This is a genomic window from Pseudomonas fontis, from assembly GCF_028656955.1.
In the GTDB taxonomy this organism is placed as follows: domain Bacteria; phylum Pseudomonadota; class Gammaproteobacteria; order Pseudomonadales; family Pseudomonadaceae; genus Aquipseudomonas; species Aquipseudomonas fontis.
This window is the reverse complement of sequence record NZ_JAMDGY010000014.1, coordinates 66,821-92,596: the sequence shown is the minus strand read 5'-3', so window position 1 is coordinate 92,596 and position 25,776 is coordinate 66,821. Positions and strand designations below refer to the sequence as shown.

At 62.7% G+C, this 25,776-nt stretch carries 24 protein-coding genes and 1 tRNA gene; 8 read left to right on the top strand and 17 right to left on the bottom strand.

Features of this window, described 5'->3' with window-relative positions:
* Positions 1-54 precede the first annotated feature (54 nt).
* Positions 55-984, bottom strand: coding sequence for an AraC family transcriptional regulator (locus M5G11_RS05390; protein ID WP_273910889.1), 930 nt, complete (start codon positions 982-984; stop codon positions 55-57).
* Between the two features lie 205 nt (positions 985-1,189).
* Here M5G11_RS05390 and M5G11_RS05385 point away from each other — a divergent pair, with 205 nt between their 5' ends.
* Positions 1,190-1,498 (top strand): putative quinol monooxygenase, encoded by a 309-nt coding sequence (locus tag M5G11_RS05385; RefSeq protein WP_273910888.1) that lies wholly within the window; start codon positions 1,190-1,192, stop codon positions 1,496-1,498.
* Positions 1,499-1,537: 39 nt separating this feature from the next.
* Entirely contained in the window at positions 1,538-1,768 is a 231-nt protein-coding gene (locus M5G11_RS05380; RefSeq protein ID WP_273910887.1) for a hypothetical protein, read from the top strand.
* 1 nt (position 1,769) lies between these two features.
* Here M5G11_RS05380 and M5G11_RS05375 read toward each other — a convergent pair whose 3' ends face one another.
* The 6 genes from M5G11_RS05375 to bglX form a co-directional block, all read right to left on the bottom strand.
* Complete coding sequence (locus M5G11_RS05375; protein WP_273910885.1) at positions 1,770-2,375, bottom strand: flavin reductase family protein; 606 nt, start codon at positions 2,373-2,375, stop codon at positions 1,770-1,772.
* Positions 2,376-2,480: 105 nt separating this feature from the next.
* Complete coding sequence (locus M5G11_RS05370) at positions 2,481-2,768, bottom strand: hypothetical protein (protein ID WP_273910884.1); 288 nt, start codon at positions 2,766-2,768, stop codon at positions 2,481-2,483.
* A 326-nt stretch (positions 2,769-3,094) separates the two neighbouring features.
* Positions 3,095-4,414 carry an MFS transporter gene (locus M5G11_RS05365; protein WP_273910882.1) on the bottom strand — a complete coding sequence of 440 codons (1,320 nt, stop codon included), beginning with the start codon at positions 4,412-4,414 and terminating at the stop codon, positions 3,095-3,097.
* Between the two features lie 172 nt (positions 4,415-4,586).
* Positions 4,587-5,921 carry a sigma-54-dependent transcriptional regulator gene (locus tag M5G11_RS05360; protein ID WP_273910880.1) on the bottom strand — a complete coding sequence of 445 codons (1,335 nt, stop codon included), beginning with the start codon at positions 5,919-5,921 and terminating at the stop codon, positions 4,587-4,589.
* Positions 5,915-7,672 (bottom strand): ATP-binding protein, encoded by a 1,758-nt coding sequence (locus M5G11_RS05355; protein ID WP_273910879.1) that lies wholly within the window; start codon positions 7,670-7,672, stop codon positions 5,915-5,917. Before M5G11_RS05355 ends, M5G11_RS05360 begins: the two co-directional genes overlap by 7 nt.
* 62 nt (positions 7,673-7,734) lie before the next feature.
* Positions 7,735-10,026 carry a beta-glucosidase BglX gene (gene bglX / locus M5G11_RS05350; protein WP_273910877.1) on the bottom strand — a complete coding sequence of 764 codons (2,292 nt, stop codon included), beginning with the start codon at positions 10,024-10,026 and terminating at the stop codon, positions 7,735-7,737.
* Between the two features lie 184 nt (positions 10,027-10,210).
* Here bglX and M5G11_RS05345 point away from each other — a divergent pair, with 184 nt between their 5' ends.
* The 4 genes from M5G11_RS05345 to M5G11_RS05330 all read left to right on the top strand — a co-directional run bounded on the left by M5G11_RS05345 (position 10,211) and on the right by M5G11_RS05330 (position 13,514).
* The gene (locus tag M5G11_RS05345; protein WP_273910876.1) at positions 10,211-10,807 is read left to right on the top strand and encodes a LemA family protein; all 597 of its coding nucleotides are present in this window, start codon (positions 10,211-10,213) and stop codon (positions 10,805-10,807) included.
* A complete protein-coding gene (locus M5G11_RS05340) occupies positions 10,807-11,547 on the top strand; it encodes a TPM domain-containing protein (RefSeq protein WP_273910875.1) in 741 nt (246 codons plus the stop codon). Before M5G11_RS05345 ends, M5G11_RS05340 begins: the two co-directional genes overlap by 1 nt.
* A 30-nt stretch (positions 11,548-11,577) precedes the next feature.
* Positions 11,578-12,195, top strand: coding sequence for a TPM domain-containing protein (locus M5G11_RS05335; RefSeq protein WP_273910873.1), 618 nt, complete (start codon positions 11,578-11,580; stop codon positions 12,193-12,195).
* Between the two features lie 101 nt (positions 12,196-12,296).
* Positions 12,297-13,514 (top strand): class I SAM-dependent methyltransferase, encoded by a 1,218-nt coding sequence (locus M5G11_RS05330; RefSeq protein ID WP_273910872.1) that lies wholly within the window; start codon positions 12,297-12,299, stop codon positions 13,512-13,514.
* Between the two features lie 103 nt (positions 13,515-13,617).
* Here the strand turns inward: M5G11_RS05330 and M5G11_RS05325 are convergent, their stop codons facing one another.
* The 5 genes from M5G11_RS05325 to M5G11_RS05305 form a co-directional block, all read right to left on the bottom strand.
* Positions 13,618-14,505 (bottom strand): DMT family transporter, encoded by an 888-nt coding sequence (locus tag M5G11_RS05325; protein ID WP_273910871.1) that lies wholly within the window; start codon positions 14,503-14,505, stop codon positions 13,618-13,620.
* Positions 14,506-14,641: 136 nt separating this feature from the next.
* Complete coding sequence (locus M5G11_RS05320; protein WP_273910869.1) at positions 14,642-17,182, bottom strand: TonB-dependent receptor; 2,541 nt, start codon at positions 17,180-17,182, stop codon at positions 14,642-14,644.
* A 116-nt stretch (positions 17,183-17,298) separates the two neighbouring features.
* A complete protein-coding gene (locus tag M5G11_RS05315) occupies positions 17,299-18,255 on the bottom strand; it encodes a FecR family protein (protein ID WP_273910868.1) in 957 nt (318 codons plus the stop codon).
* Positions 18,252-18,791 (bottom strand): RNA polymerase sigma factor, encoded by a 540-nt coding sequence (locus tag M5G11_RS05310; RefSeq protein WP_273910866.1) that lies wholly within the window; start codon positions 18,789-18,791, stop codon positions 18,252-18,254. Before M5G11_RS05310 ends, M5G11_RS05315 begins: the two co-directional genes overlap by 4 nt.
* Positions 18,792-18,999: 208 nt before the next feature.
* Positions 19,000-20,028 carry a DUF4917 family protein gene (locus M5G11_RS05305; protein WP_273910864.1) on the bottom strand — a complete coding sequence of 343 codons (1,029 nt, stop codon included), beginning with the start codon at positions 20,026-20,028 and terminating at the stop codon, positions 19,000-19,002.
* A 112-nt stretch (positions 20,029-20,140) separates the two neighbouring features.
* Here M5G11_RS05305 and M5G11_RS05300 point away from each other — a divergent pair, with 112 nt between their 5' ends.
* Complete coding sequence (locus M5G11_RS05300; RefSeq protein ID WP_420793810.1) at positions 20,141-21,214, top strand: glycerophosphodiester phosphodiesterase; 1,074 nt, start codon at positions 20,141-20,143, stop codon at positions 21,212-21,214.
* Between the two features lie 70 nt (positions 21,215-21,284).
* On the top strand, positions 21,285-21,926 hold the full coding sequence (locus M5G11_RS05295; RefSeq protein WP_273910863.1) for a LysE family translocator: 642 nt from the start codon (positions 21,285-21,287) through the stop codon (positions 21,924-21,926).
* A gap of 12 nt (positions 21,927-21,938) precedes the next feature.
* Here M5G11_RS05295 and M5G11_RS05290 read toward each other — a convergent pair whose 3' ends face one another.
* The 5 genes from M5G11_RS05290 to M5G11_RS05270 all read right to left on the bottom strand — a co-directional run bounded on the left by M5G11_RS05290 (position 21,939) and on the right by M5G11_RS05270 (position 25,698).
* Entirely contained in the window at positions 21,939-23,648 is a 1,710-nt protein-coding gene (locus M5G11_RS05290; protein WP_273910862.1) for a SulP family inorganic anion transporter, read from the bottom strand.
* Positions 23,649-23,687: 39 nt separating this feature from the next.
* Complete coding sequence (locus M5G11_RS05285; protein ID WP_273910861.1) at positions 23,688-24,089, bottom strand: type II toxin-antitoxin system HicB family antitoxin; 402 nt, start codon at positions 24,087-24,089, stop codon at positions 23,688-23,690.
* 20 nt (positions 24,090-24,109) lie between these two features.
* Complete coding sequence (locus M5G11_RS05280; protein WP_273910860.1) at positions 24,110-24,310, bottom strand: type II toxin-antitoxin system HicA family toxin; 201 nt, start codon at positions 24,308-24,310, stop codon at positions 24,110-24,112.
* Between the two features lie 276 nt (positions 24,311-24,586).
* A tRNA-Gly gene (locus M5G11_RS05275) sits at positions 24,587-24,660 on the bottom strand.
* A 153-nt stretch (positions 24,661-24,813) separates the two neighbouring features.
* On the bottom strand, positions 24,814-25,698 hold the full coding sequence (locus tag M5G11_RS05270; RefSeq protein ID WP_273910859.1) for an alpha/beta fold hydrolase: 885 nt from the start codon (positions 25,696-25,698) through the stop codon (positions 24,814-24,816).
* Positions 25,699-25,776: the final 78 nt, after the last annotated feature.

The window sequence follows — 25,776 nt, the reverse complement described above, 5'->3', positions numbered from 1 at the left end:
GCTGGAGCCCGTGGGGCTCCCAAAGGCGGCGCCTGCCATGCAGGCGAAAGCAATTCAAAGGGCACTGCGCAATCGCGCCATATCCCGCAACGGCGGCGCGCCATACAGCCGGCTGTATTCCCGGCTGAACTGCGAAGGGCTTTCATACCCCACCCGATACCCCGCCACCGAGGCTTCCAGCCCATCGTTGAGCATCAAGCGCCGTGCTTCCTGCAACCGCAGCTGCTTCTGATACTGCAACGGGCTCATCGAAGTCACCGCCTTGAAGCGGTGGTGCAAGGTCGACGTACTCAGGTTCACCTCCCGCGCCAGGTCATCTATGCGCAGCGGCTTGTGGTAGTGCACGTTCAGCCACTGGATGGCCTGGCACACCCGGTGCGTCTGGGTATTGGCCATGGCAATCTCATACAGCCGCGCACCCTGCTGGCCACGCAGCAATCGGTAGAGGATCTCCCTGCGGATCAACGGCGCGAGCACCGGAATATCCTTCGGCGTGTCCAGCAGGCGAATCATGCGCAGCAAGGCATCGAGCAACTGCGTATCCAGGCGCTCTATATACAGACCGCGCCCCGAGGGCAACGAGGGCACGCTCATGGGCCCGGCCTCGGCGATCAGGTGGTTGATTTCTGCCGGGTCGATGTCCAGGCGAATACCCAGGCTGGGGTTCTCCGGGCTGGCTTCGAGCAGCACGCCGCTGATCGGCATGGCCACCGACACCACCATGTAGTGCAGCGGGTCGTAGAGATAGCGCTCTTCGCCCAGGCACACTTCCTTGCTGCCCTGGGCGAGGATGCACAGGGCCGGCTGCGCCAGTGTCGGCATCGAACGCACGGTATTTTCGTAACGCACCAGGAACAGGTTGGCGATCGCCGATTGCCCGCCGCCTTGTGCCGCGCCATGGCGACGGATCAGGTCGGCAAGCTCCTGGCGCAGGGTTTCCAGCGCAGGATCAAGCGGTGGATGAAGGCATTCGGGGGCTGTCATGGGCAGGTGTTCCTCTGCGGACCTTAGCCAGCATAGGTTTGTGCAAGCCCGAGCGCTAGATGGATGCTGCCGGGTTCTTGCCTGATCCTGCAGCGCGCAGGATCAGGCAAGTCCTCGACAGGAATCGCCTACCGTCCCTTGCGGCTGCCCCCGTAGCCTTGGCAGCCTGGCAGTTTCCCTCTGGCCGTCTTCAGGAGCACCGCACATGACTTCATCCAAACCGGTCAGCCATCTCTCCTTCGTGCGCGCCAGTGCCGGCCGCTCGGTCGAGCTTGGTGAGCGCCTGCAACAATTGCTCGAACCTTGCCGGCAAACGCCAGGTTGCCTGCATTTCAGCCTGCAACGCTCCACCTGCGATGCCGACCTGTGGTTGCTCACGGGGCTGTGGGCCGACCAGTCGGCACTCAACGACTACTTCACCTCGCCCAGCCTGCAACTGTTCGGCGAACTGGCGCAGACACGGCTGATGGACAGCCTCGACTTGCAGACGTTCATGGCGCCCTCGGCAGGTTAGAATGCGCGCTTTCCTGCAACCGATGTGGATGTAACCGGCATGGCACGTAAAGAATTTGAGTCGTTCGAGGCAGTATCGGCAGTGGTTCCGGGCGAGGGTGGCTACAGCGCCGCGATTGCCGTGAAAGGCCTGGGCGCCGGTGGTGCACCACATTTTCACAAAGTGCTCGACGGGCAGACCTTCAAGACCGCTTTGGACGCCGACGAAGCGGCCAGCGCTGAGCTGGCGCGCCTGACCGGCGTCAGCGACGCCGGCGAACTGCTCTGGTGATTCAGATCCCCGGGCGACGCATCTTGAACAGGTTGCCCAGTTCGAAGTAATCCGCCGGGCCGCCACCGCGCAAGATCGGTTCGGCGGCGGCGGTGTCGTAGATCCCGTCTTTGAGCAGGTGCTCGGCAATGTGCACCGCGACCACTTCCCCCAGGATCAGCCAGCTCGGCACCAGCGCCTGCGCGGCCGTTTGCAGCTGCACGATCTGGGTCACCTTGCATTCGAACGACACCGGGCTTTCCAGTACGCGCGGCACTGCAATCACTCGCGAGGCGGCCGGGGTCAGTTGGCTCAAGGCAAACTCGTCGATTTCCGGCGCCACGGCGGCGCAGCTCTGGTTCATGGCTTCGGCCAATGGGCGGGTGGCCAGGTTCCAGGCGAACTCGCCGGTCTGCTCGATGTTGTTCAGGCTGTCTTTGCGCCCGACACTGCAGAAACCGATGATCGGCGGAATGTAGTTGAAGGCGTTGAAGAAGCTGTACGGCGCCAGGTTCAGGCGACCTTCACGGTCGTGGGAGGAGATCCAGCCAATCGGGCGCGGGCCGACGATGGCATTGAATGGATCGTGAGGCAGACCGTGGCCTTTTGCAGGTTCGTAGTAGTACATCGGGGGGCCTTGTGGGCGGAGGGATGGCCTAGTGTGCCAAGACCTGCGTGCCCTGGAAACAACTAAGCCCGGCCGAGGCCGGGCTGTGAAGCACATCGTCAGTGTTTAGCTGATGCGGTGGGCCTGGGTGCGGTCGAAACCGTCTGCGGCAAATTTGCCTGCGCCAGTGCGGTCGAAACCGTCTGCGGCGACGCGGACACCACCGGTGCGATCAGAACCGTCTGCAGCAATTTTGCCTGCGCCAGTGCGGTCGAAACCATCTGCTGCGACGTTGACGGCCTGGGTTTGTTCAACTGCAAAGTTGTGGGCGTTGGTACGGTCAAAACCGTCTTCGGCAAATGCGTTGGCAGCCAGTACCGAGAAAGCGAGGGTAAGGATCAGTTTGGTTTTCATGGTCGTTGCTCCGGGGTAGGTCAGGGGTTGTTTTGTTTCGATGGAGTTGATGCTACGCCGATTAAATTGATTAAAAAGCGCAAAAATTAGCGTCTAAAAATCAGTTTATTCGATGTGTGTGGCGACACAGCCCCTGTGGGAGCCGGCCTTGCCGGCGATTGCTGTGTGACTGTGCCGGCCTCATCGCCGGCAAGGCCGGCTCCCACAGGGGGCATTTCGTTCCAGCCAATACAGCGTGCCCGGGGCGAATTAATCGGGCATTAAGCCGCACAAACTAAAAAGGGGCGCCCATCGCTGGGCGCCCCTTCTCTACAACCCTACTGTACTCAGTCGGTGGTGATCCGCGAATGCTTGCGGGTGTCCTTCATGAACACATACACCAGCAACGAACAGGCAATACAGGCGGTCACGTACCAGTAGTAGCCGGTCTCCATGCCCGCGCTCTTGAACCACAGCGCCACGTATTCCGCAGTACCGCCAAAGATCGACACGGTCAGCGCGTACGGCAGGCCGACGCCCAAGGCACGGATTTCGGTCGGGAACAGCTCGGCCTTCACCACGGCGTTGATCGAGGTGTAGCCACTGACGATGATCAGCGCCGCCATGATCAGGAAGAACGCGCCCCACCAGGTCTGGATGGTGTGCAAGGTGGTGAGGATCGGCACGGTGCACAGGGTGCCCAGCACGCCGAAGGCGATCAGGATCGGGCGCCGGCCGATCTTGTCCGAGAGGCTGCCGATCACCGGCTGCAAGCACATGAACAGGAACAACGTGGCCGCCGAAATGGTGGTCGAGTCGCTGATGCTCATGCCCACCGTGTTCACCAGGTACTTCTGCATGTAGGTGGTGTAGGTGTAGAACGCCAGGGTGCCGCCCATGGTCAGGCCGACCACGGTCGCCAGTTCCTTGGGGTGGCGCATCAGGGTGCGCATCAGGCTTTCCTTGGACTTCTCCTTCTTGGTGAAGGAGGCCGTCTCTTCCATGCCACGACGCAGGTACAGCGCAACCACCGCGCACAGCGCGCCGATCACGAAGGGTACACGCCAGCCCCAAGCGTACAGCTGCTCGGTGGTCAGGGTCTGTTGCAGGATGATCAGCACCGCCAGCGCGATGAGCTGGCCGGAAATCAGGGTCACGTACTGGAAGCTGGAGAAGAAGCCACGGCGTTCCTTGGTGGCCATTTCACTGAGGTAGGTCGCCGAGGTGCCGTATTCACCACCCACCGACAGGCCCTGCATCAGCCGCGCCACTACCAGCAACACTGGCGCAGCCACGCCGATGGTTTCATAGCCAGGGGTCAGGGCGATTACCAGCGAGCCTGCGCACATCAGCAGGACCGAGGCCATCAGCGCGGCTTTGCGGCCCTTGCGGTCGGCATAGATGCCCATCAGCCAGCCACCAATCGGGCGCATCAGGAAGCCCACGGCGAAGATCGCAGCGGTGTTCAGCAGTTGGGCAGTGGTGTCGCCAGCCGGGAAGAAGGCCTTGGCGAAGTACAGCGAGAATGCTGCATAGACGTACCAGTCGTACCACTCGACCATGTTGCCGATCGAGCCGCTGAAGATCGACTTGAGACGACTGGAGGTGGTTTTTTCCGCAGCCGGCGCGATGGCCGCCCCGGCAGGCAGGGAGGTGGAATTATCCATTGCAGGAACCTTCTAGTTGTTTTTGTGGAGCGCGCCGAAACGCAGCCTGATCCGGCTATAGCAGGACCTGTGCCAAGGGCGAAACGCCCGAGCTAGAAGGGTTTGCGTGAAGTTGTAGGCGGAAATCCGCTTATCGCCTGGCCACTGATAAGCAAGATTCCGCCGATCGCGCCTAGGCGCGGTCGAGGAAGTCTTCGCGCAACAGGGCGTGGCGCTGCATTTTCTCGTTGAGGGTGCGCCGAGGCAGTTGCAGCTCTTCCATCACCGCCTTGATGTCGCCTTTGTGCCGGCTGAGGGCTGCGCGCAGGCACTGCGCCTCGAACGCTTCCTGCTGCGCGGCCAGCGATTGCCCAGCTTCGCTCAGCAACGGCTGCGGCTCGCCCAGGCCCAGGGCGTGACGTTCGGCAGCGTTGGCCAGTTCGCGGACATTGCCCGGCCAGTCGTGGCTGAGCAGCCGGCCCAGCTGTGCGCCGCTCAGTGGCGGGGCCGTGCGACCCAGGCGTTCGGCGGCGGAACGCGCGAAGTGGGCGAACAGCAGCGGGATGTCTTCGCGGCGCTCGCGCAGCGGCGCCAGGTGCAACTCGGCAACGTTCAGGCGATAGGCCAGGTCTTCACGAAAACGTCCGGCGCGGGCTTCTTCGAGCAGGTCCGGCTTGGTTGCGGCAATGATGCGCAGGTCGACGCTGATGCTCTGGTTGGCGCCCAGGCGCTCCAGCTTCTGCTCCTGCAACACGCGCAGCAGCTTGGCCTGTTGGGCCAGTGGCATGCTTTCGATTTCATCGAGGAACACCGTGCCGCCGTTGGCGTATTCCAGCTTGCCGATGCGTTTGCCCTGGGCGCCGGTGAACGCGCCGCTTTCGTGGCCGAACAGCTCGGCTTCGAACAGGTGCTCGGGAATGGCTGCGCAGTTCAGCGCGACAAACGGCTGCTCGGCCCGTGGCCCGAAGTCGTGCAGGCAGCGGGCAACCCGCTCCTTGCCACTGCCGGTCTCGCCGCGAATCAGCACATTGACCGGCAGGCTGGCCAGGTCCAGCACCTGCCGGCGCAACTGCTGCAAGCCTTGCGACATGCCCAGCAGGGTGGTTTCCAGCAGCGCCTTCTGGTCGGCCTGTTCGTGCAGGCGATGGTTCTCCAGCACCAACTGGCGCTTTTCCAGGGCCCGGCGCAGGCTGCCGAGCAGGCTCTCCGGGCTGAAGGGTTTTTCCAGGAAATCGTAGGCGCCGTTGCGCATGGCCTCGACCGCCATCGGCACGTCGCCATGGCCGGTGAGCAGAATCACCGGCAGGTCGGGGTCACGCTGTTGCAGTTGCTCGAGCAATTGCAGGCCGCCCATGCCGGGCATGCGCACATCGCTGAGGATCACCCCGGGGAAGTGCGCCGGCAACTGCGCCAGGCAGTCCTCGGCGCGGCTGAACAGCTGGACATCGAAGCCGCTCAGGCCCAGCCATTGTTCGACCGCCGTGCGGATACTGGCTTCATCGTCGACGACTATCACCGAATTCAACATGCAGGCTCCGGATCGATGGGCAAGGTGAAGCTGAAACGGGCGCCGCCAGGCTGGTTCTCGACCTGCAGGCGGCCGCCGGCTTCGTGGATGATGCCATAGGAAATCGCCAGGCCCAGCCCCAGGCCTTCACCGACCGGCTTGGTGGTGAAGAACGGGTCGAAGACCTTGCTCAGGTCGGCTTCGCCGATGCCGCCGCCACTGTCGAGCACGCTCAGGCACCAGTGCTCGCCCTGGGCATCGATACGTACTTCCAGGCGTTTGTAGTGCTTGTCGGCCATGGCATCGAGGGCGTTGCGCAGCAGGTTGATCAACACCTGCTCGAGGCGAATCGAATCGCCCCGCACCCAGGCCGGACGGGCCAGGTACAGCGCCGTGCTGACTTCCTCGGCGCGGATCCGCGGGTCGAGCAATTGCAGCGCCTGGTCGACCACGGTGGCCAGGTCCAGACGCTCGCGCAGGCCACTGGGGCTGTTGCGTGCGAAGGTCTTCAGGTGGCCGGTGAGCGCGGCCATGCGCGTGAGCATCTGCTCCAGCGGCTGCAAGGCCTTGCGCGCCTCGTCGAGACGCTCGTTGTCGAGCAGCAGGCGCAGGCTGGCCAGTTGCATGCGCTGGGTGGTCAGCGGCTGGTTCAGCTCATGGGCGAGGGCGGCGGACATCTGCCCCAGCGCCGCCAGCTTGGTCGATTGCACAAGGCCTTCTTGCGCGGTGCGCAGGTCGCGGGTGCGGGCTTCGACCAAGGCTTCCAGCTCCTGCCGGCTGCGCCGACGCAGGCGGGCCAGGCGCATGCGCTGGTTGATGAAGAGGATGGCGAACACCAGGGTCAGCCAGATCGCCGCCGCCGCGAGGCCGGCATTGCGGCCTTCGTCGCTGGGCTGCGGTTTGCGCAGCAGGTGCAGGGTCCAGCCTTCGGCTTCCAGCGGCAGGCTTTCCCAGAGGTAGTCGAGGTTGCCTTCCGGGCCCTGAACACGCACCAGGTTGCTGTTGTCGTCGAAACGGTTCATCACCTGGCGTTGCAACGGCACCAAGGCCTGCTTGTCGTATTGGCGGGTGGCTTCCAGCTCATTGAAGTCGGCGGCCGACAATGGCCTCAACTCGCGGTAGCGCCAGCCTTCCTGGTTGGCGATGAAGATGATGCCGCGGGCATCGCTGACCAGCAGCAGGTCATTGCCCTGGCCCCATTCACGCTCCAGTTCAGGGAACTCCAGCTTGACCACCATGGCGCCGAGGAAGTCGCCGTGCTCGCTGGTGACCGCACTGGAGAGGAAGTACCCCGGAATGCCGCTGGTGACACCCACGGCATAGAAACGCCCGCTGCCCTGGGTGCGGGTTTGCTTGAAGTACGGACGAAAGCCGTAGTTCTGCCCGACATAGGTGGTCGGCAGGCGCCAGTTGCTGGCGGCCACGGCCAGGCCGGTGCGGTCGAGCAGCTCCAGGGTCGAGGAGTTGGCCGCGCCGTTGATGCGTTCAAGTTTGCGGTTCAGCGCGTCCTGGGTAGCTTCACCCACCGGGGCACCGAGTGCGTTGATCAATTCCGGGTCCAGCGCCAACACGGCCGGCAGGGCGCGGTAGCGTTCGATCAGGGTGTGCAGCGAGGTGGCGTAGAGGTTCAGTTGCTGGCTGGCACGCCCGGCATCTTCGACGATGGCCTGGCGTTCGGCATGGTGCATGGCCCAACCGGCGGCCAGCAGGGTGCCGGCGGTAATCAACAACAGGATCAGGCCCAGGCGCAGGGCACGAAAGGAAAAAGGCATGGCAGGCACTTCCCGGCAATGGGGAAGGCATCCTGGCACTTCCCCGTGAGCATGGCAGCGGCTTACAGCAGTTCGAACGTCTGCTGTTGTACCGCTTGGGAGTCGAGACCGATCAGGATGTTGAAGTCACCCGGCTCGGCTGCGAACTGCAGTTGGTTGTTCCAGAACTTCAGTTCTTCTTCGCTGATGCTGAAGTGCAGGGTGCGTTCCTCACCCGCCTTGAGCATGACTTTCTGGAAGTTCTTCAGTTCCTGCACCGGGCGGCTCATCGAAGCGGCCACGTCCTGCACGTACAGCTGCACCACGGTTTCACCGTCATGTTTGCCGGTGTTCTTCACCTGGATGCTGGCATCCAGGGTCTGGCCTTTCTTCAGGGTCTTGCTCGACAGGCTCAGGTTCGACAGGCTGAAGTCGCTGTAGCTCAGGCCGTAGCCGAACGGATACAGCGGGCCGTTAGGCTCTTCGAAGTACTGCGAGGTGTAGTTGCCTGGCTTGCCCGGGGTGAACGGCCGGCCGATGCGCAGGTGGTTGTAGTACATCGGGATCTGCCCGACCGAACGCGGGAAGGTGATGGCCAGCTTGCCCGACGGGTTGTAGTCACCGAACAGTACGTCGGCGATGGCGTTGCCGCCTTCGGTGCCGCTGAACCAGGTTTCCAGAATCGCGTCAGCCTGCTCGCGCTCCCAGGCCAGGGCCAGTGGGCGGCCGTTCATCAACACCAGGACCAGCGGCTTGCCGGTGGCTTTCAGGGCCTTGATCAGCTCGCGCTGGCTGGCCGGGATTTCCAGGGTGGTGCGGCTGGACGATTCGTGGGACATGCCACGCGACTCACCGACCACGGCCACCACCACATCGGACTGTTTCGCCGCCTTGACCGCTTCGGCGATCATCACCGCCGCAGGGCGCGGGTCGTCAACGATTTCCGGGGCGTCGAAGTTGAGGAAGTTCAGGTAGTCGACGATGGCCTTGTCGCCAGTGACGTTCGAGCCCTTGGCATAGATCACCTTGGCCTGGTCACCCAGCGCGCGGCGCAAGCCTTCACGCACGGTCACCGACTGGTGCGGACGGCCAGCCGCCGCCCAGCTGCCCATCATGTCGATGGGGGCATCGGCCAGCGGGCCGACCAGGGCGATGGTCCCGGCTTTTTTCAGCGGCAGGGTCTGGTTGCGGTTTTCCAGCAATACCAGGCTGCGGCGTGCAACGTCACGCGCGGCTTCGCGGTGCAGGCGGCTGTCGGCATAGGTGTCGGCCGGGTCTTCGCTGGCCACGCCGATGCGCACGTACGGGTCCTTGAACAGGCCCATGTCGTACTTCGCGCCGAGGATTTCCCGCACGGCGTTGTCCAGGTCGGTCTGGCTGACGTCGCCGGACTTGAGCAGCTTGGGCAGGTCTTCGCCATACAGGCTGTCGTTCATGCTCAGGTCGATACCGGCCTTGATCGCCAGTTTCGCCGCTTCGGTGCCGTCTTTGGCCACGCCATGGCGGATCAGCTCGCCAATGGCGCCGTGGTCGCTGACGGTGACACCCTTGAAGCCCCACTCCTTGCGCAGCAAGTCGTTCATCAGCCAGGTGTTGGAGGTGGCCGGCACGCCGTTGATCGAGTTCAGCGCGACCATCACCCCGCCAGCGCCGGCATCAATCGCGGCGCGGTACGGCGGCAGGTAGTCGTTGTACATCTTGGCCGGGCTCATATCGACCGTGTTGTAGTCGCGACCGCCTTCCACTGCGCCGTACAGGGCGAAGTGCTTGACCGCGGCCATGATGCTGTCGGCGTTGGCTGGGCTCTGGCCCTGGAACGACTCGACCATGACCCGCGAGATGCGCGACACCAGGTAGGTGTCCTCGCCGAAGCCTTCGCTGGTGCGGCCCCAACGTGGGTCGCGGGCGATGTCGACCATCGGCGCGAAAGTCATGTCGATGCCGTCGGCGGCCGCTTCAACGGCAGAAGTGCGGCCTACCTTGGCGATGGCGTCCATGTCCCAGCTGGCGGCCAGGCCCAGGCTGATCGGGAAGATCGTGCGATGGCCGTGGATCACGTCGTAGGCGAAGAACATCGGGATCTTCAGGCGCCCGCGCATGGCGGCGTCCTGCATCGGCCGGTTTTCGTCGCGGGTGATCGAGTTGAAGGTGCCGCCGATGCGCCCTGCGGCGATTTCCTTGCGGATCAGCTCACGAGGCATTTCCGGGCCGATGCTGATCAGGCGCAACTGGCCGATCTTCTCGTCTTCGGTCATCTGCTTCATCAGGTTTGCGATGAAGGCATCCTTGTTCTTCAGGGGCTCGGCAGGGGCAGCGGCAAAGGCCGACTGACTGGCCAGGCTGACGAGCAGACCCAGCAAACATAGCTTGTTCATTTATGAGTTCTCTAGGCTTACGGCAGTATTCACGGTGGATACTGCCCAGCCGAAATGGGGGAAGCGGCTATTGTTGTAGTTTGCCGGGGCATCTTTTAGCCGATCGGGCCATCGCGATCCAGCGGCGGTCACGGATTATGCCTCAAGTCCGATGCTTTACGCAGACTCAAGGAGTGTTACCCAGATGCAGGTACTCAACGGTGCAAGGTTCGGGGTGCTGGTGCTGCTTACCAGCCTGCTGGCCGGCTGCGGGATCAACAACATCCCCAACTATTACGAACAGGTCAAGGCGGCCTGGGCCCAGGTGCAGAACCAGTACCAGCGCCGTGCCGACCTGATCCCGAACCTGGTGGAAACGGTCAAGGGCTATGCCAAGCAGGAACAGGACACCCTGACGGCGGTGATCGAGGCGCGGGCCAAGGCGACCTCGATCAAGGTCGATGCCAGCACCCTCGACGATCCAGAGAAGCTGCGCCAGTTCCAGGCGGCGCAATCGCAACTGGGTGGCGCGCTGGGGCGGTTGATGGTGGTGTCTGAACGCTACCCCGATCTGAAATCCAACCAGAACTTCCTCGCCCTGCAATCCCAGCTTGAAGGCACGGAAAACCGCATCGCCGTGGCCCGCAAGGACTTCATCGCCGCCGTGCAGCGCTACAACACCGAGATCCGCACTTTCCCCGGGCGTCTCTGGCACAGCGTGATGTACAGCGACATGCCGATCCGCGAGAACTTCGAGGCCACTGCCGCCGATGCCGACAAAGCGCCTGAAGTGAAATTCTGATGCGTGCATTCAAGGCCGCGCTGCTGCTGGGGCTGCTCCTGGCCAGCGCATTGCTGCGTGCCGAGCCGGTTTTCCCGGCGCTGACCGGGCGGGTGGTGGACGACGCGCACCTGCTCGACGCGGCCAGTCGCGGCCAGCTCGAACAGCTGCTCAGTGCCCACGAACAGCGCAGTGGCGGCGAGCAGGTGGTGGTAGTCACCGTGCCTGACCTGCAGGGCGAAAGCATCGAGGACTACGGCTATCAGCTCGGCCGTTTCTGGGGGATTGGCCAGAAAGGCAAGGATAACGGAGCCCTGTTGATCGTCGCCCCGAACGAGCGCAAGCTGCGCATCGAAGTCGGCTATGGCCTGGAAGAACGCCTGACCGATGCGCAGTCTTCGGTCATCATCAACAGCGTGATCACCCCGGCATTCCGGCGCGGCGAGTTCAGCCAGGGCATTGTCCAGGGCGTGGCGGCGATCATCCAGGTGCTCGGCGGCGAGCCCTTGGCCGAGCCTGCGCGTGCCGTCGGCGGTGGTCGTGAAGACGGCCCGTCCGCCTGGGGGGTAGGGCTGTTCATTCTGATGATCATCATCGTCTTTGCCCTGCAAGGCATGGGCGGCGGGGGCCGTTCAGGCGGAATGGGTGGCGGCTTCGGCGGAGGCTTTGGCGGCCTGGGCGGCGGCCGGGGTGGCGGTGGTGGCGGTTTCAGTGGTGGTGGCGGCGGCTTTGGTGGCGGCGGTTCATCTGGTGGCTGGTAAAACAACAACTAAAGAGAAGTGAACAGCGCTATGGCCCTGCTCAGCGAGTTCGAACAACGTCAGGTCGCCGAGGCGATCGCCCAGGTGGAAAAGCGCACCGATGCCGAACTGGTCACGGTGCTGGCCGCCCGCGCCGACGACTACGCCTATATTCCGTTGCTCTGGGCCAGCCTGCTGGCGCTGGTGGTGCCGGGGGTCATCTATTACCTGATGGGCTGGTTCAGCGGGCACTGGCTGCTGATCGTGCAGTGGGTGACTTTTCTCGTCCTGTGCCTGCTGTTCAGGCTACCGATGCTGACCACCCGGCTGATTCCACGGACCGTACGGCATTGGCGGGCGTCGAACCTGGCACGGCGGCAGTTTCTTGAGCAGAACCTGCACCACACGGTGGGCAGCACCGGTGTGCTGATCTTCGTCAGCGAGGCCGAGCGCTATGTCGAGATCCTGGTGGACGAGGGCATCTCGCGGCACCTGGACGACCAGGCCTGGGAAGGTATCGTGCGCGCGTTTACCGAACAGGTACGCCAGGGCCAGACCTTGCAGGGCTTTGTCAGCTGTATCGAAGCCTGCGGCGATTTGCTCAGCCAGCACGTGCCGCTGACCCAGGAGCGCAACGAGTTGCCCAACCGCCTGGTGATCCTCAACTGAAGCGCTGATCGACAAACGCTGGGCCTATGCCGGGCATCCACGTAAAATGCCCGGCATTGCGCGCCTTTGGCGCCCCCGTCATTCCCGAGGCACCCGTCCCCATGTCCGTAACCTCCACCGCCCAGACCGCGCCGGATGCGCGTGCGCAGTTCCTGGCGCTGCTCTCGACTGCCCTGCAACAGGAAGCCTTCATCAAGCTGGTGCTGGCCCGCCATGTCGGCAGCGAAGCTGATTTGCAGCGGGTTACCGCCAAGCCGTTGGTGGTCAAGGGGCAGGCCAGCCTGTCGTTCGTCTACCGCTACAAGACCCGCGACATCACCCGCAACCTGGCGCTGGATGAAGCGCAGGCGTTGATTGCCGAGCTGTTGCCGGCGTCGTTTCGCAATGCGCACCTGCTCAGCCTGAGCGATGAAGTGCAGCTGGAGTTCAGCAAGAAGGGCAAGCCGATGCTGCACCGCAATGCCGTGCAGCAGGAGCGCCAGGTGCCGGCGGGGGAGCATGACCGGGAGAAGAGACGCTACCTGGAACTGAGCCGGCCGTTCCTCCAGGACCTGGGTGTCACCGACAAGCAGCACGCGCTGATCCCGGCGATGTCGCGCAAGTGGAAGCAGATCAACAAGTTCATCGAGGTGTTTTCCCACGCGCTGAATACCGCGCCGTTGGCTGCGGATCAAGCGTTGCGGGTGGCGGACTTCGGTTCGGGCAAGGGCTACCTGACGTTTGCCATTCACGACTACCTGCGCAATACCTTGCAGCGTGAGGCGCAGGTGACTGGTGTCGAGCTGCGCCAGGACATGGTCGACCTGTGCAATGGCGCTGCGGCGCGCCTGGAGCATCCGGGGCTGGTGTTCGAGCATGGTGATGTGCGCAGCGTGGTGCCGAGTGCGATCGAGGTGATGATTGCCTTGCACGCCTGCGATATTGCCACTGACTATGCGATCCATACCGGGATTCGTTGCGGGGCGGCGATCATCATGTGTTCGCCGTGCTGCCACAAGCAGATCCGCCCGCAGTTGCACACGCCGGGGTTGCTCAAGCCGATGCTGCAATACGGGCTGCACCTGGGCCAGCAGGCGGAGATGCTGACGGACAGCTTGCGTGCGTTGTACCTGGAGGCGTGCGGGTATGACACCAAGGTGTTCGAGTTCATCTCGTTGGAGCACACCAACAAGAACAAGATGATCCTCGCCACCAAGCGCCGCGAGCCGGTGCCTGCCGGGGCGCTGCTGGAGAAGATCCAGGCGTTGAAGGAGTTCTATGGGGTGAAGGAGCATTGTCTGGAGACATTGCTGGTGGCGGACGGGCTGCTGCCCGCCTGACCCTGGATCACTTGTAGCCGCTGCCGACAGGCTGCGCTCGCCTGCAAAGCAGGCGCGGCTTTTGGCAGCCCTGACGGACTCCAGCGCAACCTGCCGGCAGCGGCTACACAGAACGGGGCGCTGGATATACTTTGGCGCGACGCCCCAACACCACGGTCAAAATCACCCCGCCGGCAAACAGCCAGGTAATCGGCTCCACGTGTTCGCCAAAGAACAGGGCCGAAAGCGCGATGGTGAAGAAGATCTGCAGCAGCTGCACCTGGCTCACCCGCGCAATCCCGCCCAGTGCCAGCCCCGCGTACCAGGCAAAGAAGCCGATGAACTGCGAGAACAACGACACATAGCCGAATGCCCACCAGGCCTTCGGGCTGATCGGTGTGCTCTGTTGCAGCGCCAGGTACACCACCGGCCCCAGCAACAACGGGCTGGACAGCACCAGCGCCCAGCAGATCACTTGCCAGCCGCCCATCTCCCGCGCCAGGCGACCCCCTTCGGCATACCCCAGCCCGCCCACGGCAATGGCCGCCAGCATCAACAGGTCGCCGGCCTGGATCTGCCCGGCGCCCATGATCATCGCGTAGGCCAGCACCAACGCACTGCCCAGCGCGGCCCAGGCCCAGAAGGCTTTCGACGGCCGTTCATGGGACAACCACGCGGCATAGATCACCACGCACAACGGCTGCAAGCCATTGACCAGCGCCCCGTGGGAAGCCGGCACCGTCTGCATGGCCCAGGCCGAGAACACCGGAAACCCGAGAATCACCCCCAACGCCACCAGGCTCAGGCCCTTGACCTGTTGCCAGGTCGGCCACTTCTCGCGGCGCCAGAGCAACAGCGCCGCCGCTGGAATCGCCGCCAGCAGGGCACGGCCCAGGCCGTTGAGCAGCGGGTGCATTTCCTCAACGACGATGCGGGTCATGGGCAGGGTGAGGCTGAAGATGATGACGCCGAGCAGGCCGAGGGCCATGCCGGTGTTTTCACGCGAAGACATGAGAGCGCCTTGAAACAGCAGGAAGGTCCCTGCATTGAGCCACAGGCGCGGCGCGGAATCTTGTTACAGCTGGACACAAAGGTGTCCGTACAGTTGCCGCCGACTGCCCGTTGCAGGCAGTCGGCGCAGGCCCGGATCAGAAGAACCGGGTAATGCTGACCTTGGCGTTGCGGCCTTGGCTGTACACGTTCTCACCGCTGAGCATCGGTGCGTAGTCGCGGTTGAACAGGTTGTCGACGGTGAGGTTGACCTCGGTGCCCTTCAGGTAAGGCTGCTGCGGGGTCCATTTGGCGAACAGGCCTTGCACGTCATAGCTTTCGTTGTCGCGCTGATCCCAATATTCATCGCTCTTGTAGTCATCACCTGGCAGGCGGTCGGTCTTGCGTACGAACAGCCCGGTCCAGCCCACCTGTGCATCCCAGCTCGGGATTTTCACACCCAGCGTTGCAACCCATTTGGGTGCTGGCACATCACGTGCCCAGACATTCGGCCCCCAAGGGTCGTTGTAGGCACCGTCATGCTTGCCGGTCATCCACGAGTAGGACAGCGAGCCGAACAGAATGCGCGAATCGTAGTAACTCTCGACTTCAAAGCCCTTGATTACCGAACCTTTGATGTTGCGGTAGTTGGAGTACAGGTCAAAGTTGCAGATTGACGCCGAACCGCCGGCCTGGCTTTGGGCCTCGCAGCGGATGCCACGTGCCTTGAAGATTTCATCCTTGATCTCGTTGCGGAATACCTGGGTACGAATCTGCACACTGTCCTGCTCGGTGAAAACGTTGGACAGGTTGGTGACACTGCCGACACGCACGGCGGTGATGCGTTCCGGGTCGAGGTTGCGGCTACTTGCGGTCTGGCTGCCCAGGCCCTGTACTTCGTATTGCTCGTCGATTACCGGTGCACGCCAGGTCTGGCTGTAGTCGGCAAAGAGCGCGTGTTGTTCGGTGGCGCGCCAGTACACTTTCAGGCGTGGTGACCAACCGCTATAGGTTTGGTCGCCGTAATCGTGGCCCAGTGCTGGCTTGTTGTAGTAAGGCGCATCGTTGCCGTCGCTTTTGTTGGTGACATGGTCATAACGCAGTGAAGGCGTCACGGTCACATCGCCCAGGGTGATGGCGTCCTCGATGTAGAAACTGTTGGTATCGGTTTTGCCTTGCGGCATGAACGGTGGCTGAAAGTAGCCATCGTTGTACGCAGGTTTGCTGTAGCTTGCACCGGGCATCCACATCAACGTATCGCGGTTGTGGCGACGCAGTTGCGTGCCGAGCGTCAGTGCATGTTCCAACGGGCCGGTTTCGACAAGGCTGGTGTTGCGCACTTCCAGCATGCGGTCCTTGTACTCGGTTTCCATCTTGCGCCCGCCAGTGGAGACCTGGAAGAACGCGCTGGCATCACGTTCGTCGGTCTGCTTGGTGTCGGACTCGGAGTAACGCACTTCCAGGTCGATCAGCGGATTTTCAATCGGCTGGTACTTGTAGGTGGTCGACCAGGTGGTGTCGATCGTTTCTCGGTTGGCCAGGTAGCGACGCAGTGCTCCCTCATAGCCGAGCTTGTCAATGTTCGACTGCAGTGGAGGGGTCGGGTAGCCGGTGGACGAGAACGGCGTCCAGCGTTCGTTGCGAGAGCGTGAGTAGGAGAGCTTCAGGCTCTGCTCATCGGTCAGGTTCAGGTTCAGCTTGAACAGGCCACCGTCCAGGTCTTGCGCGGTGTTGGGCAGGCGCTTGGGGTTGATTGGATAGTCACCGTATCGGTCGGGTGGCGTGCCGGCCAGCTTGAGGTCATCACCGTCGCGCTTGGTCAGGTACACCAGCGCATCAGCACGGCCATCGTCGGTGCGACCGAAAAGCGCCGAACTGTAGATCTGCTGGTGGTCGTTGCTGGAGTAACCATATTTGACCATGGCGCCGGTGTTGCGGCCTTCCTGCAGCAGCTCGGGGGCATCCTTGGTTTCCATGCGCACGGTACCACCGAAGCCACCATTGCCGGTCAGGACAGAGTGCGGCCCCTTCTCGACTTCAATACGCTTGATCAGTTCGGGCTCGATGAAGATGGTGCCCTGGGAGTAGCGTTCAAAGCCGCTCTTGGTCGCGCCATCGACGCTTAGCGGAACGTCTTCGGCATCGCCCATGCCCCAGATATTGATTGTCTGGCCACCAGGCTCCTGGGAGCCACCCATGCTCACGCCCGGCAGTGTGGTGAGCAGGTTGGGAATGTTGCTGGGCTGATGGCGATCGATATCAACCTGGGTCAGGGTCGAACGCCCGACAGTTTCCGGGGTGACCTGCTGGCCGTCACCGACGATGCTCAAGGCGCCAAGCTGGATGCCATTTTCATCGGCCGTGCGGGTTACCAGTTGGTCTTCCCTGGGGCGCACCACGTAGGTGTTGCCGACCTTGACCACGGCGAAGCGGCTGCTGGCGAGCAGGCGGGCGATGGCCTCGGCGGCTTCGTACTGGCCATCAAGGGCCGGGGCTTGCACATTGCGCAGCAACGACTCGTCGAACAGCAATTGCACTTTGGCTTGCTGGGCCAGTTGGCTCAGCGAGACGGCCAGTGGCTGGGCCGGCAATTGCAGCTGGACCGGTGCAGCCTGGGCTTGCAGGCTCAGCGCCAGGCAGGCGGCGAGCAGCGAAGGACGGGCAGACAACGGCTTGAAAGGTCGAAACGCATGCAACATGAAATCCCCCAATACGGCGACAAAGGCCAAAAAGGCCTGCAATGAATACGCAGACGGGAGGAAGACGCGGGGCGCTTGAAAACCCTCATATGCGAATGAAAAATATTCTCAGTGTTTTATTTCGAACGTCGCTCGATACGCAGGCGGCCATCGGCCAGGGCTACGGTTTTTACCGGCAACAGGGCAGGCAGGGCATTGAGCAGCGCGTCCGGATCGTTGATGTCGAGGTTGCCGGAGACCTTGTAGCCGGCCAGTGCCGCGTCGGCCAGCACGACGGCCTGCGGGCGGTACAGCGACAGCTCGTCGACCAGGCTGGCCAGCTCGCGGTTGCGGAACGAGACATGGCCATTGCGCCAGTCGGCCACTTCCTGATCACTCAGGGTTTGCCAGCTGAGGCTGCCGCGCGCCAGGTCATAGGTAGCGCGCTGGCGCGCGCCGAGCATGGCCGGGTCGCGGTCTTCGCCGGGGGTATCCAGGGCCACCATGCCGTGGGCGACGCTGAGCACCGTTTCATGCTGGCCACGGCGCAGGTCGAAGCCGGTGCCGACCACCCGCACCTTGGCCGCCCCGGCATCGACGAACAGCGGGCGTTCCTTGTCTGGAGCCACGTCGATGTAGAGCTGGCCCTGGTCGAGGTGGATCATGCGCCGTTCGCTGTCGAAGTCGATGCGCAGGCGGGTGTTGGCGTTCACGCTGAGGCGGCTGCCATCGGGCAGCTCGAGGGTTTGCGCGTCATGGCTGTGGGTGGTCAGGTGTTGCTGGTAGCCGCTGGCAGGCGCGCCGAGGTTGCCGACCAGCAGGGCGCAGAGCAACGCTGCCGCCGCCGACAGTGCCGGGCGCCAATAGCGCGGCTGCCGGCGCACCAGGGCGACCGGCTTGTTCAGTGCCTTGAGCGCCGCAAGGTCGGCCCAGAGCTGTTCGAACTGGGTATACGCGCGCGCGTGTTCGGGCGCTTGCAGCCATTGGTCGAACGCCTTGCGCGCCGCACGCGAAGGCGTGTTGCGGTTATGACTGAACCAGCTGGCCGCCTGGGCATCGACCGAACGCTTATCGATTTCAGGGGTGACGCTCATTCGGGCTGCTCCGTGCCGTTGTCGCCGTCCAGGCGCTGCTTGCAATGCAAGAGAGCGGCGGCAATGTGCTTTTCCACCATGCTGATGGAGATGCCCATGCGTTCGCTGATCTGCGCCTGACTCAAACCTTCAAAGCGGTGCAGCATAAGGGCTTCGCGGCGGCGCGGCGAGAGTTCGGCGAGAACAATTTTCAAATGTTCCAGGCGTTGCTGGGTTTGCGCGTTGGCCATGGGGTCGGTCATGGGCGAGGCGGGCGCCTCGACACAGGGCTCGGCATCTTCGTCCAGCACGGCGTGGCGGACCTTTTGTCGACGCCAGTGATCACGCAGCAGGTTGCGCGCAACCTGGAACAGGAACGCGCGCGGTTGCTCGACCCGGGCCTTGTCGCGGTAGCCCAGCCATTGGGTGAAAACATCCTGGGTAATGTCGGCGGCATCGCTGGCGTTGTCCGTGCGTTTACGCAGGAAATGCAGGATGTCGGCATAGAAACCACGGCAGGGTTCATGCGCAAAAGGGTCGGGTTTGGGGCGCTGCATGCAAACTTTCCAGAGCGTCGCGGCGAGAAAGGTTGCGAATGTTATCGAGAATTATTGTTATTTGCTACGAGGATCTTTGTTGCCCTTATCGCCGGCAACGCCGGCTCCCACAGAAATAGCGGTGCACCTTGCTTCTTGTGGCAGCCACTTTCTTGCACTGATCACTGTGGGAGCTGGCCTTGCCAGCGATCGACCGCGTCGCGGTCGTCTAGCGCCGCCGCTTAACAACCTTGGCCACAGGCGCTGGCACATTCAATTCAGCCGCCCCCAGCGGATGCGTCGAGGCATCGAAAAACACCACTTCAAGCGCCGGGCAATCGGCGAACACCCGGGCAAAGTGCTGCTTCTGACTGACAATCGCCGCCTCGCTCACTGGCACAATGCCAATCGCCACATGCGCGGGGCTGGCCTGCTTGATCGCCCGCACCAGGTGTCGGTCGGCCTGGTCCAGATGGTGCCCGAACACGCATAACCCTTCGCGCTGCCCGGCCAGTTCGCCATAGCACCAGGTCAGGTAATCCGACGCGCGAATGGCGCGCAGCTTGTCGTCGCTGGCGCCTTCGTTGACGAACAGCGGCACATCACCTGGGGTATTGATCGCAAACCCATTGAGCAGCTGGCTGCCGTCGGCGGCGCGCAGTCGGGTGCCGCCTTCCTGGGTTTTGAGCAGGTGCAGGCCGCCGTGCAAGTAGAGCATCCGCGTGCCTTCGCCCCGGGTGCGGCTGATGTCGAAGTCGCCTTCTTCGTCGAACAGGTGGTGAAAGCCCTGCGGCGCAGCGATAACCGCCCAATGACAAAGCAGGTCGTAGTTGCTGGAAAACACGCTGCGGTAAGTGCGCAGTTCGGCATTGATGGCCTGAAGCGTCGAACCCGGCAGCAGCTTCCAGGGGATATGCACGCTGCGTATCGCGTGGATCAGCGCTTCCTTGATCGCGTAGTACCGGTTCAGCGGCGCCGAGGCACTGATCGCCAACGCTGCGTTCACCCGTACCGTGGTGTTCAACGCGCTGAGCACCGGCTCGAACAGCTCGGTGTTCATCGACTTGAACAGCGCCTGGTCAGTCAGCCCCAGTGGCTTGTTGCGCACTCGCTGGGCCAGGTCGAACAACGAGAAGTAGGTAAACGGCCGCCACACGGCGCGGCTGGCACCATTGCCCAGCAGCAATGCGCTGCACGGGTGGCTGCGCTTGAGGTGCGGCCAGGCCGGGAGGTTGGCGTCGAGGTCGGCGAGGGGCATGGGGATCTCGTAGGGTTTTGTTGCAAATCGCAGGGCGCGACTTTAGCACGCAACCGGGCTGTCATCAGTGCCGGCGACTATGCTCGTTGCGGTTCACGCACGAGGAAGCACGATGAAGAACAAGGCAATCAATGGAATGATCTGTGCGCTGTTGCTCAGTGCCGGTGGCCAGGTACAGGCAGGCGAAGCAGCGGCATTGGCCAAGGCGCAAGGCATTCCCTACCCGGCAGTCATTGCCCACCGAGGGGCATCGTTCGATGCGCCGGAGTCAACCGCGCCGGCTTATCTGTTGGCCCGCGATCTGGGCGCAGACTATCTGGAACTCGACCTGCAACGCAGCCGCGATGGCGTGCTGGTGGCGGTGCATGACGACAACCTGCTGCGTACCAGCGACGTTGCCCAGCGCTTTCCCGAACGCAAGGGCAGCCCGGTCAGTGCCTTCACCTTGGCCGAACTGAAGTCTCTGGACGCTGGCAGTTGGTACAACCAGGCCTATCCCGAACGTGCCCGACCCGCGTTCGTGGGGCAGAAAATCCTGACCCTGGATGAAGTGCTCGACATCGCCGAAGGCAACCCGGCGAAAGCCCCGGGCCTGTACATCGAGACCAAGGTACCCAACCTGTTTCCGGGGATAGAGGCTGATTTGCAGGCCGCCCTGCAAAAACGTGGCTGGCTCGACCGGCCGGGGCGGGTGGTGTTGCAGAGCTTCGACCGGGGTAGCCTGGCGCTGTTGCACAAGGCCATACCGCACGTGCCCAAGGTGCTGCTCTTATGGGTGGGCAAAGGCAGTATCGAGCCGGCTTCAGGGCAGAGCTTTGCCGAGTCTGGCGAAGCGGACAAGGCCGCGTTCTATGCGCGTCAGCAGCCCAAGAGCAAGGCGGAGTTCGAACGCTGGCTCGATTATGCCAAGGCGGCCGGGGCGATTGGCACCGGGCCATCGGCGGCCTTGAGTGAAGGTGGTGCGCAAAGCTACGCCGACCTGGTGCAGCCCTGGATGAACAACATGACCCACGACAAGGGCCTGCTGGTGCATGTGTACACGGTCGATGATCCGGTGGATTTCAAGAACGTGATGGAGGCCGGTGTCGACGGCATCTTCACCAATCGCAGTGGTGAACTGCTGCGCTACTACGGTCGACCGCCCAGTGAGGATGAGGGCGCGTTGCTCAGGGCGCACGGCTACTGAGCATCTGGTCGCGCAGGGCAGGGCTGGCGTAGACTCTGGTGTTTTCACCTGCCCCAAGGACCCGGCCCCGATGACCTTTTCCCTGCTGTTCGCCGTGCTTGCCTCCGGCTTCATCTATGGCATTACCCCGGGCCCTGGTGTGCTGGCGGTGTTGGGTATTGGTGCCACGCGCGGACGGCGCGCCGGCGCGGGTTTTCTCTGCGGGCACCTGCTGGGCGATGTGCTGTGGTGCAGTACGGCGTTGGTGGCGATTGTCGGCGCCCGGCAGATCGGCAGTTCGGTGTTCGATATTCTGGGGCTGATCAGCGGCTTGTACCTGTTCTGGCTCGGCATGCGTGCACTGCGCAGCAAACCTGGCAATGGCGCAGGGCAGGATGGGCCGGTACGCCAGCCGTTCTGGCATGGCGTGGTGTTCGGCCTGACCAACCCCAAGGCCTATCCGGTAGCGGTCGCGACCTTCACTGCGTTGCTCTCCAGCCGTACTGAAACTCTGGACTGGTCAATGCTGCCGATGCTGATCGCGTTGAGTTTCGTGGGCGGGCTGCTGGCCTATGTGATCCTGATCGGCATCGTCGGTGCGCACCATGTGCGCACCTTGTACACCCGCTACGAGCTTTGGATCACCCGCGCGTGCGGCCTGATGTTTATCGGCTTCGCAGTGAATGCACTGGTGCACGCACTGCCGGGGTTGCTGCCTTCACGTTCCAGCTGAAGCGTGTAACCGTTACACGGGCTCTGCGCTGGGGCCTTCCCGGCGCAACTTGTTGCGCCACAGCCGGTAAGCCCGGATGCCGGCCCGCACCGAGCCGTACAGCAACCCGGTCTCCATCTCCCGCGCCAAGCCCGAGCGCACCAGCATCCGCAGGAAACTCCCGCGTGCACGGGCGATTCCCAGCACGATGCCCTGGGCGTGCAGCGTGTCGCGCACCTCGCGCAAGGCGGCAATGCCGCTGACATCAATGGAGGTGACCGCCTCGGCATCGAACAGCACCGCCCGTGGATGCTTTTCACGTTGCACCGCCTCCAGCAGACGCATCTTGAAGTAGTCGGCATTGAAGAACAGGATCGCGTCATCGAAGCGGTACACCACCAGCCCCGGCACGGTGCGCGCGTCCTCGTGCTTGCGGATATCTACCTGCCCTTCAATACCAGGCACCCAGCCGAGCACGGCGTCGGTAGGCTGGTAGATGCTGTAGAGCAGGCGCAGGATGGCCAGGGTCACGGCGAGGATAATCCCCGGCAATACGCCCAAACCGAGCACACCCACCGTGGTCAGCACGCACAGCCAGTATTCGAAACGGCTGAGCTTCCAGATCTTGTGCAGCGACTTGATATCGATCAGCCCCCAGCCGGCCATCAGCAGCACGGCACCCAAGGCTGCCTGGGGAATCCAGGCCATTGGGGTGGTGAAGAACATCAGGATCAGGGCGATCACCAGGGCGGCAATGATGCCGACCAACTGGCTCTTGCCGCCGACCATGTCGTTGACCGCGGTGCGTGAGTCGGCGCCGCTGATGGCAAAGCCCTGGGAGGCCCCTGCTGCCAGGTTCGACACGCCCAGCGCGAGGAACTCATGGTTGGCATTGATGGTGTAGCCATGGCGCGCGGCGAAGCTGCGCGCGGTGAGCATGGCGCTGCAGAAGCTGACCGTGGCAATACCGATGGCGTCGCGCAGCAGGCTTTTCATTTCTTCAAGGTTGGTGTGTGGCCAGGCCAGCTTGGGCATGCCGGCGGGCACCGGGCCCAGCACCGCAACGCCGAAGCGATCAAGCCCGAACAGCGCAACGACCACCGTGGCGATGGCCACGGTAACCAGTGCTGCCGGCAGTTTCGGGAAGCGTGTCGGCAGTGCGATCAACAGTGCCAGCCCGGCGATGCCCAGGGCGAAGGTTGGCCAGTGGATTTCGCCAAGGCGCCCCGCCAGGTTGAGCAGGCTGAGGATGAAGCCGTTGCCTTCAATCTGGAAGCCGACCACCTTGCCCAGTTGCCCCGCCAGCAGGCTCAGGCCGATGCCGTTGAGGTAGCCGATCAGGATCGGTCGCGAGAAGAAGCTGGCGATAAACCCGGCCCGGGCCAACCCGGCGCCGATCAGCATCAAGCCCACCAGCACCGTGACGATCACCGACAGTTGCGCCACGCGCTCCGGGTCGCCCATGGCCAGTGGGGCGACGGCGCCGGCGATCATCGCGCAGGTCGCGGCATCTGGCCCGACCATCAATTGGCGAGAGCTGCCGATGAAGGCGTAGATGATCATCGGCAGGATGCATGCGTACAGGCCTACCTGCGGTGGCAGGCCGACGATCTGGGCGTAGGCGATGGCGATCGGGATCTGGATGGCGGCGACCGAGAGGCCAGCCTGAAGGTCCGGGCGGAACCACTCGGCGCGGTAATGCAGCAGATTAGCCAGGCCGGGAAGCCAGCGGGAAAGAAACATGTACAAATCCTTTGACTGTTTCAGGGTAGGGCTGGCGAGTTAGCTGAGTAATTCGCGCAAGGCCGCAGCGGCCAGGAAGCCCGAACGTGAGGCGTAACGATGATCCTTTTGCACGCGATCGTCGATACGTTGCAGCAGGTTTTCCGGGAGGGTGGCGTTGAAGCGCACCGATTTACCCAGGTAGGGGGTGATGTCGAACTCCACCACGGCCCAGATGCCGCCGGCATAGTTGGGGTTGGCAATATGGATATCGACTTCTTTTGCCCGTGGCAGCGGCTGTTTGTCGGCTACCAGGCCTTCGAAGTGCAGGGCCATGGCTTCCAGGGTGTTGTCCAGGGCCTGGGCGACACTGGCGCCGGAGGAATAGCAGCCGGGCAGGTCGGGGATGCTGACGCCGTATTCGGAATCGGCGTCCTTGTGCAGTACGACGGGGAATTTCATGGGCTGGGTCTCCGCATGCATTAGTGAGCAAGCCCGCTGCGGTTAAGCCCGGTCTGTTTGAATATGTTCATGACCGTGCCGATGGGCAGGTCGCTCTGCGGCTGGGGGACGGTAACCCGGCCGATTCTGAGCGCGTGCTTGAACTGATGGTGGCTACCCTTGACCGCGACTTCATACCAACCCGCTGCTTCGATCATCCTGATCACCTCTCGACTGCGCATGCGTCCCTCCATGGAACGATGGTGTGTATCGTACACACTGGTTTCGATTGTGCCTAGCCGGTTCCCGACGAATGCACGGCGTCAATCAACCATGGCAGAGCCGGTGCTTTTACAGGCCGGGATGTGATGCGGGAGGTTGCGTGCAGTAAAGGCGGTGAAGGGTAATACAGGTGCGCAGTGTTGCAGATGAGCCAAATCAAGCTGGCAGTGCGCACAGAAGCAAAACTATGTAGGGATATTTAAAACAGAGGAGGGGTATTACAGGAGGGGAGAAACTGGAGCGGGTGAAGGGAATCGAACCCTCGTTATCAGCTTGGGAAGCTGGAGTAATGCCATTATACGACACCCGCGCGCAGGGCCACTTTGTACCAGAACAGCGCGACGATTTGAAGCTTTTATGCAGAAAACTTCTTTGCGTGCGGCCTGTTGCGCAGGTTTTGCATCATCCTTGGCCCCCAACGGGCGGGTGATGCGGGGTGCTGCACAACAGGCGCCCGTCTCCTTCAGATAGCCAATGCATGCTGGCCCTGCACAGGCAGGTAACGACTACGTGCTTCCCGTGGCGTCGGTTTCAGAAAGCCCAGCAAGACTTCACGCGTATCTCGGCAGGCCGCTTTGTGCTCCATGTCGAGGAAGTGACCTGCACTCTGGATACGGCTGAAGTGGCTGTTGCGCACATGCCGGCCAAACTGGCGCGCATCGTCACTGGTGGTGTACTCATCCCACTCGCCATTCATGAACAGCACCGGGATATCAATCGCCTGGGCCCCCTTGAGCGCACGCTCCAGGTCATGGTCAAGCACCTGGTGGATGTGAAAGTGCATCTGCCGGTATTCGTGGGTATCCAGGCTGCTCACATGCCGATAGTTGAAACGCTTGAACAACGACGGCAAGTGCTTGCCGATGGTGTCGTTGACCAGGTTGCCGACCTGATAGCGATCACACGCCTTCAGGTAGCGGCTGCCACGCTCCAGGTAGTCGCGCATCGGCTCGTTGATCACCGGCGAGAACGAACTGACCACCGCCTTTTCGATGCGCCGTGGCTTGTGCGCTAACGCCAGCAAGGTGCAGGCGCCGCCCCAGGAAAACGACATCAGGTGATCGGCAGCAAAATGGTCGATCAGCTCGAGCAGGATCTGCCCTTCGGTTTCCTTGGTGAGCAAATGCTCATTGCGATTGTGCGCCTTGGACTTGCCGGCATACGGCTGGTCGTACAGCACAACGTTGAATTGCGGGTGCAGGCTACGCACCGTCTGTGCAAAAGAAGCTGTGGTGGCGAGCGAGCCGTTGATCATGATGATCGTTTTTTCGGCGGCGTCTGCGCGATAGAACTCCGTGTAAACCCGGTACTGACCTTGTATATCCAGCACAGCAATTTCTGGCCTCATGTCATCGACTCCTGGCGCAAAAAGGGTATCCGCGCAAGCAAGCCTGCACGTTCTTTATGACAGGTAGGCATTCGCCTT

What these genes read in the sequence shown, in the direction of transcription:
- M5G11_RS05390 (WP_273910889.1), bottom strand. Translation starts at nt 984, where the DNA reads ATGACAGCCCCCGAATGCCTTCATCCACCGCTTGATCCTGCGCTGGAA.
- M5G11_RS05385 (WP_273910888.1), top strand. Translation starts at nt 1,190, where the DNA reads ATGACTTCATCCAAACCGGTCAGCCATCTCTCCTTCGTGCGCGCCAGT.
- M5G11_RS05380 (WP_273910887.1), top strand. Translation starts at nt 1,538, where the DNA reads ATGGCACGTAAAGAATTTGAGTCGTTCGAGGCAGTATCGGCAGTGGTT.
- M5G11_RS05375 (WP_273910885.1), bottom strand. Translation starts at nt 2,375, where the DNA reads ATGTACTACTACGAACCTGCAAAAGGCCACGGTCTGCCTCACGATCCA.
- M5G11_RS05370 (WP_273910884.1), bottom strand. Translation starts at nt 2,768, where the DNA reads ATGAAAACCAAACTGATCCTTACCCTCGCTTTCTCGGTACTGGCTGCC.
- M5G11_RS05365 (WP_273910882.1), bottom strand. Translation starts at nt 4,414, where the DNA reads ATGGATAATTCCACCTCCCTGCCTGCCGGGGCGGCCATCGCGCCGGCT.
- M5G11_RS05360 (WP_273910880.1), bottom strand. Translation starts at nt 5,921, where the DNA reads ATGTTGAATTCGGTGATAGTCGTCGACGATGAAGCCAGTATCCGCACG.
- M5G11_RS05355 (WP_273910879.1), bottom strand. Translation starts at nt 7,672, where the DNA reads ATGCCTTTTTCCTTTCGTGCCCTGCGCCTGGGCCTGATCCTGTTGTTG.
- bglX (WP_273910877.1), bottom strand. Translation starts at nt 10,026, where the DNA reads ATGAACAAGCTATGTTTGCTGGGTCTGCTCGTCAGCCTGGCCAGTCAG.
- M5G11_RS05345 (WP_273910876.1), top strand. Translation starts at nt 10,211, where the DNA reads ATGCAGGTACTCAACGGTGCAAGGTTCGGGGTGCTGGTGCTGCTTACC.
- M5G11_RS05340 (WP_273910875.1), top strand. Translation starts at nt 10,807, where the DNA reads ATGCGTGCATTCAAGGCCGCGCTGCTGCTGGGGCTGCTCCTGGCCAGC.
- M5G11_RS05335 (WP_273910873.1), top strand. Translation starts at nt 11,578, where the DNA reads ATGGCCCTGCTCAGCGAGTTCGAACAACGTCAGGTCGCCGAGGCGATC.
- M5G11_RS05330 (WP_273910872.1), top strand. Translation starts at nt 12,297, where the DNA reads ATGTCCGTAACCTCCACCGCCCAGACCGCGCCGGATGCGCGTGCGCAG.
- M5G11_RS05325 (WP_273910871.1), bottom strand. Translation starts at nt 14,505, where the DNA reads ATGTCTTCGCGTGAAAACACCGGCATGGCCCTCGGCCTGCTCGGCGTC.
- M5G11_RS05320 (WP_273910869.1), bottom strand. Translation starts at nt 17,182, where the DNA reads ATGTTGCATGCGTTTCGACCTTTCAAGCCGTTGTCTGCCCGTCCTTCG.
- M5G11_RS05315 (WP_273910868.1), bottom strand. Translation starts at nt 18,255, where the DNA reads ATGAGCGTCACCCCTGAAATCGATAAGCGTTCGGTCGATGCCCAGGCG.
- M5G11_RS05310 (WP_273910866.1), bottom strand. Translation starts at nt 18,791, where the DNA reads ATGCAGCGCCCCAAACCCGACCCTTTTGCGCATGAACCCTGCCGTGGT.
- M5G11_RS05305 (WP_273910864.1), bottom strand. Translation starts at nt 20,028, where the DNA reads ATGCCCCTCGCCGACCTCGACGCCAACCTCCCGGCCTGGCCGCACCTC.
- M5G11_RS05300 (WP_420793810.1), top strand. Translation starts at nt 20,141, where the DNA reads ATGAAGAACAAGGCAATCAATGGAATGATCTGTGCGCTGTTGCTCAGT.
- M5G11_RS05295 (WP_273910863.1), top strand. Translation starts at nt 21,285, where the DNA reads ATGACCTTTTCCCTGCTGTTCGCCGTGCTTGCCTCCGGCTTCATCTAT.
- M5G11_RS05290 (WP_273910862.1), bottom strand. Translation starts at nt 23,648, where the DNA reads ATGTTTCTTTCCCGCTGGCTTCCCGGCCTGGCTAATCTGCTGCATTAC.
- M5G11_RS05285 (WP_273910861.1), bottom strand. Translation starts at nt 24,089, where the DNA reads ATGAAATTCCCCGTCGTACTGCACAAGGACGCCGATTCCGAATACGGC.
- M5G11_RS05280 (WP_273910860.1), bottom strand. Translation starts at nt 24,310, where the DNA reads ATGCGCAGTCGAGAGGTGATCAGGATGATCGAAGCAGCGGGTTGGTAT.
- M5G11_RS05270 (WP_273910859.1), bottom strand. Translation starts at nt 25,698, where the DNA reads ATGAGGCCAGAAATTGCTGTGCTGGATATACAAGGTCAGTACCGGGTT.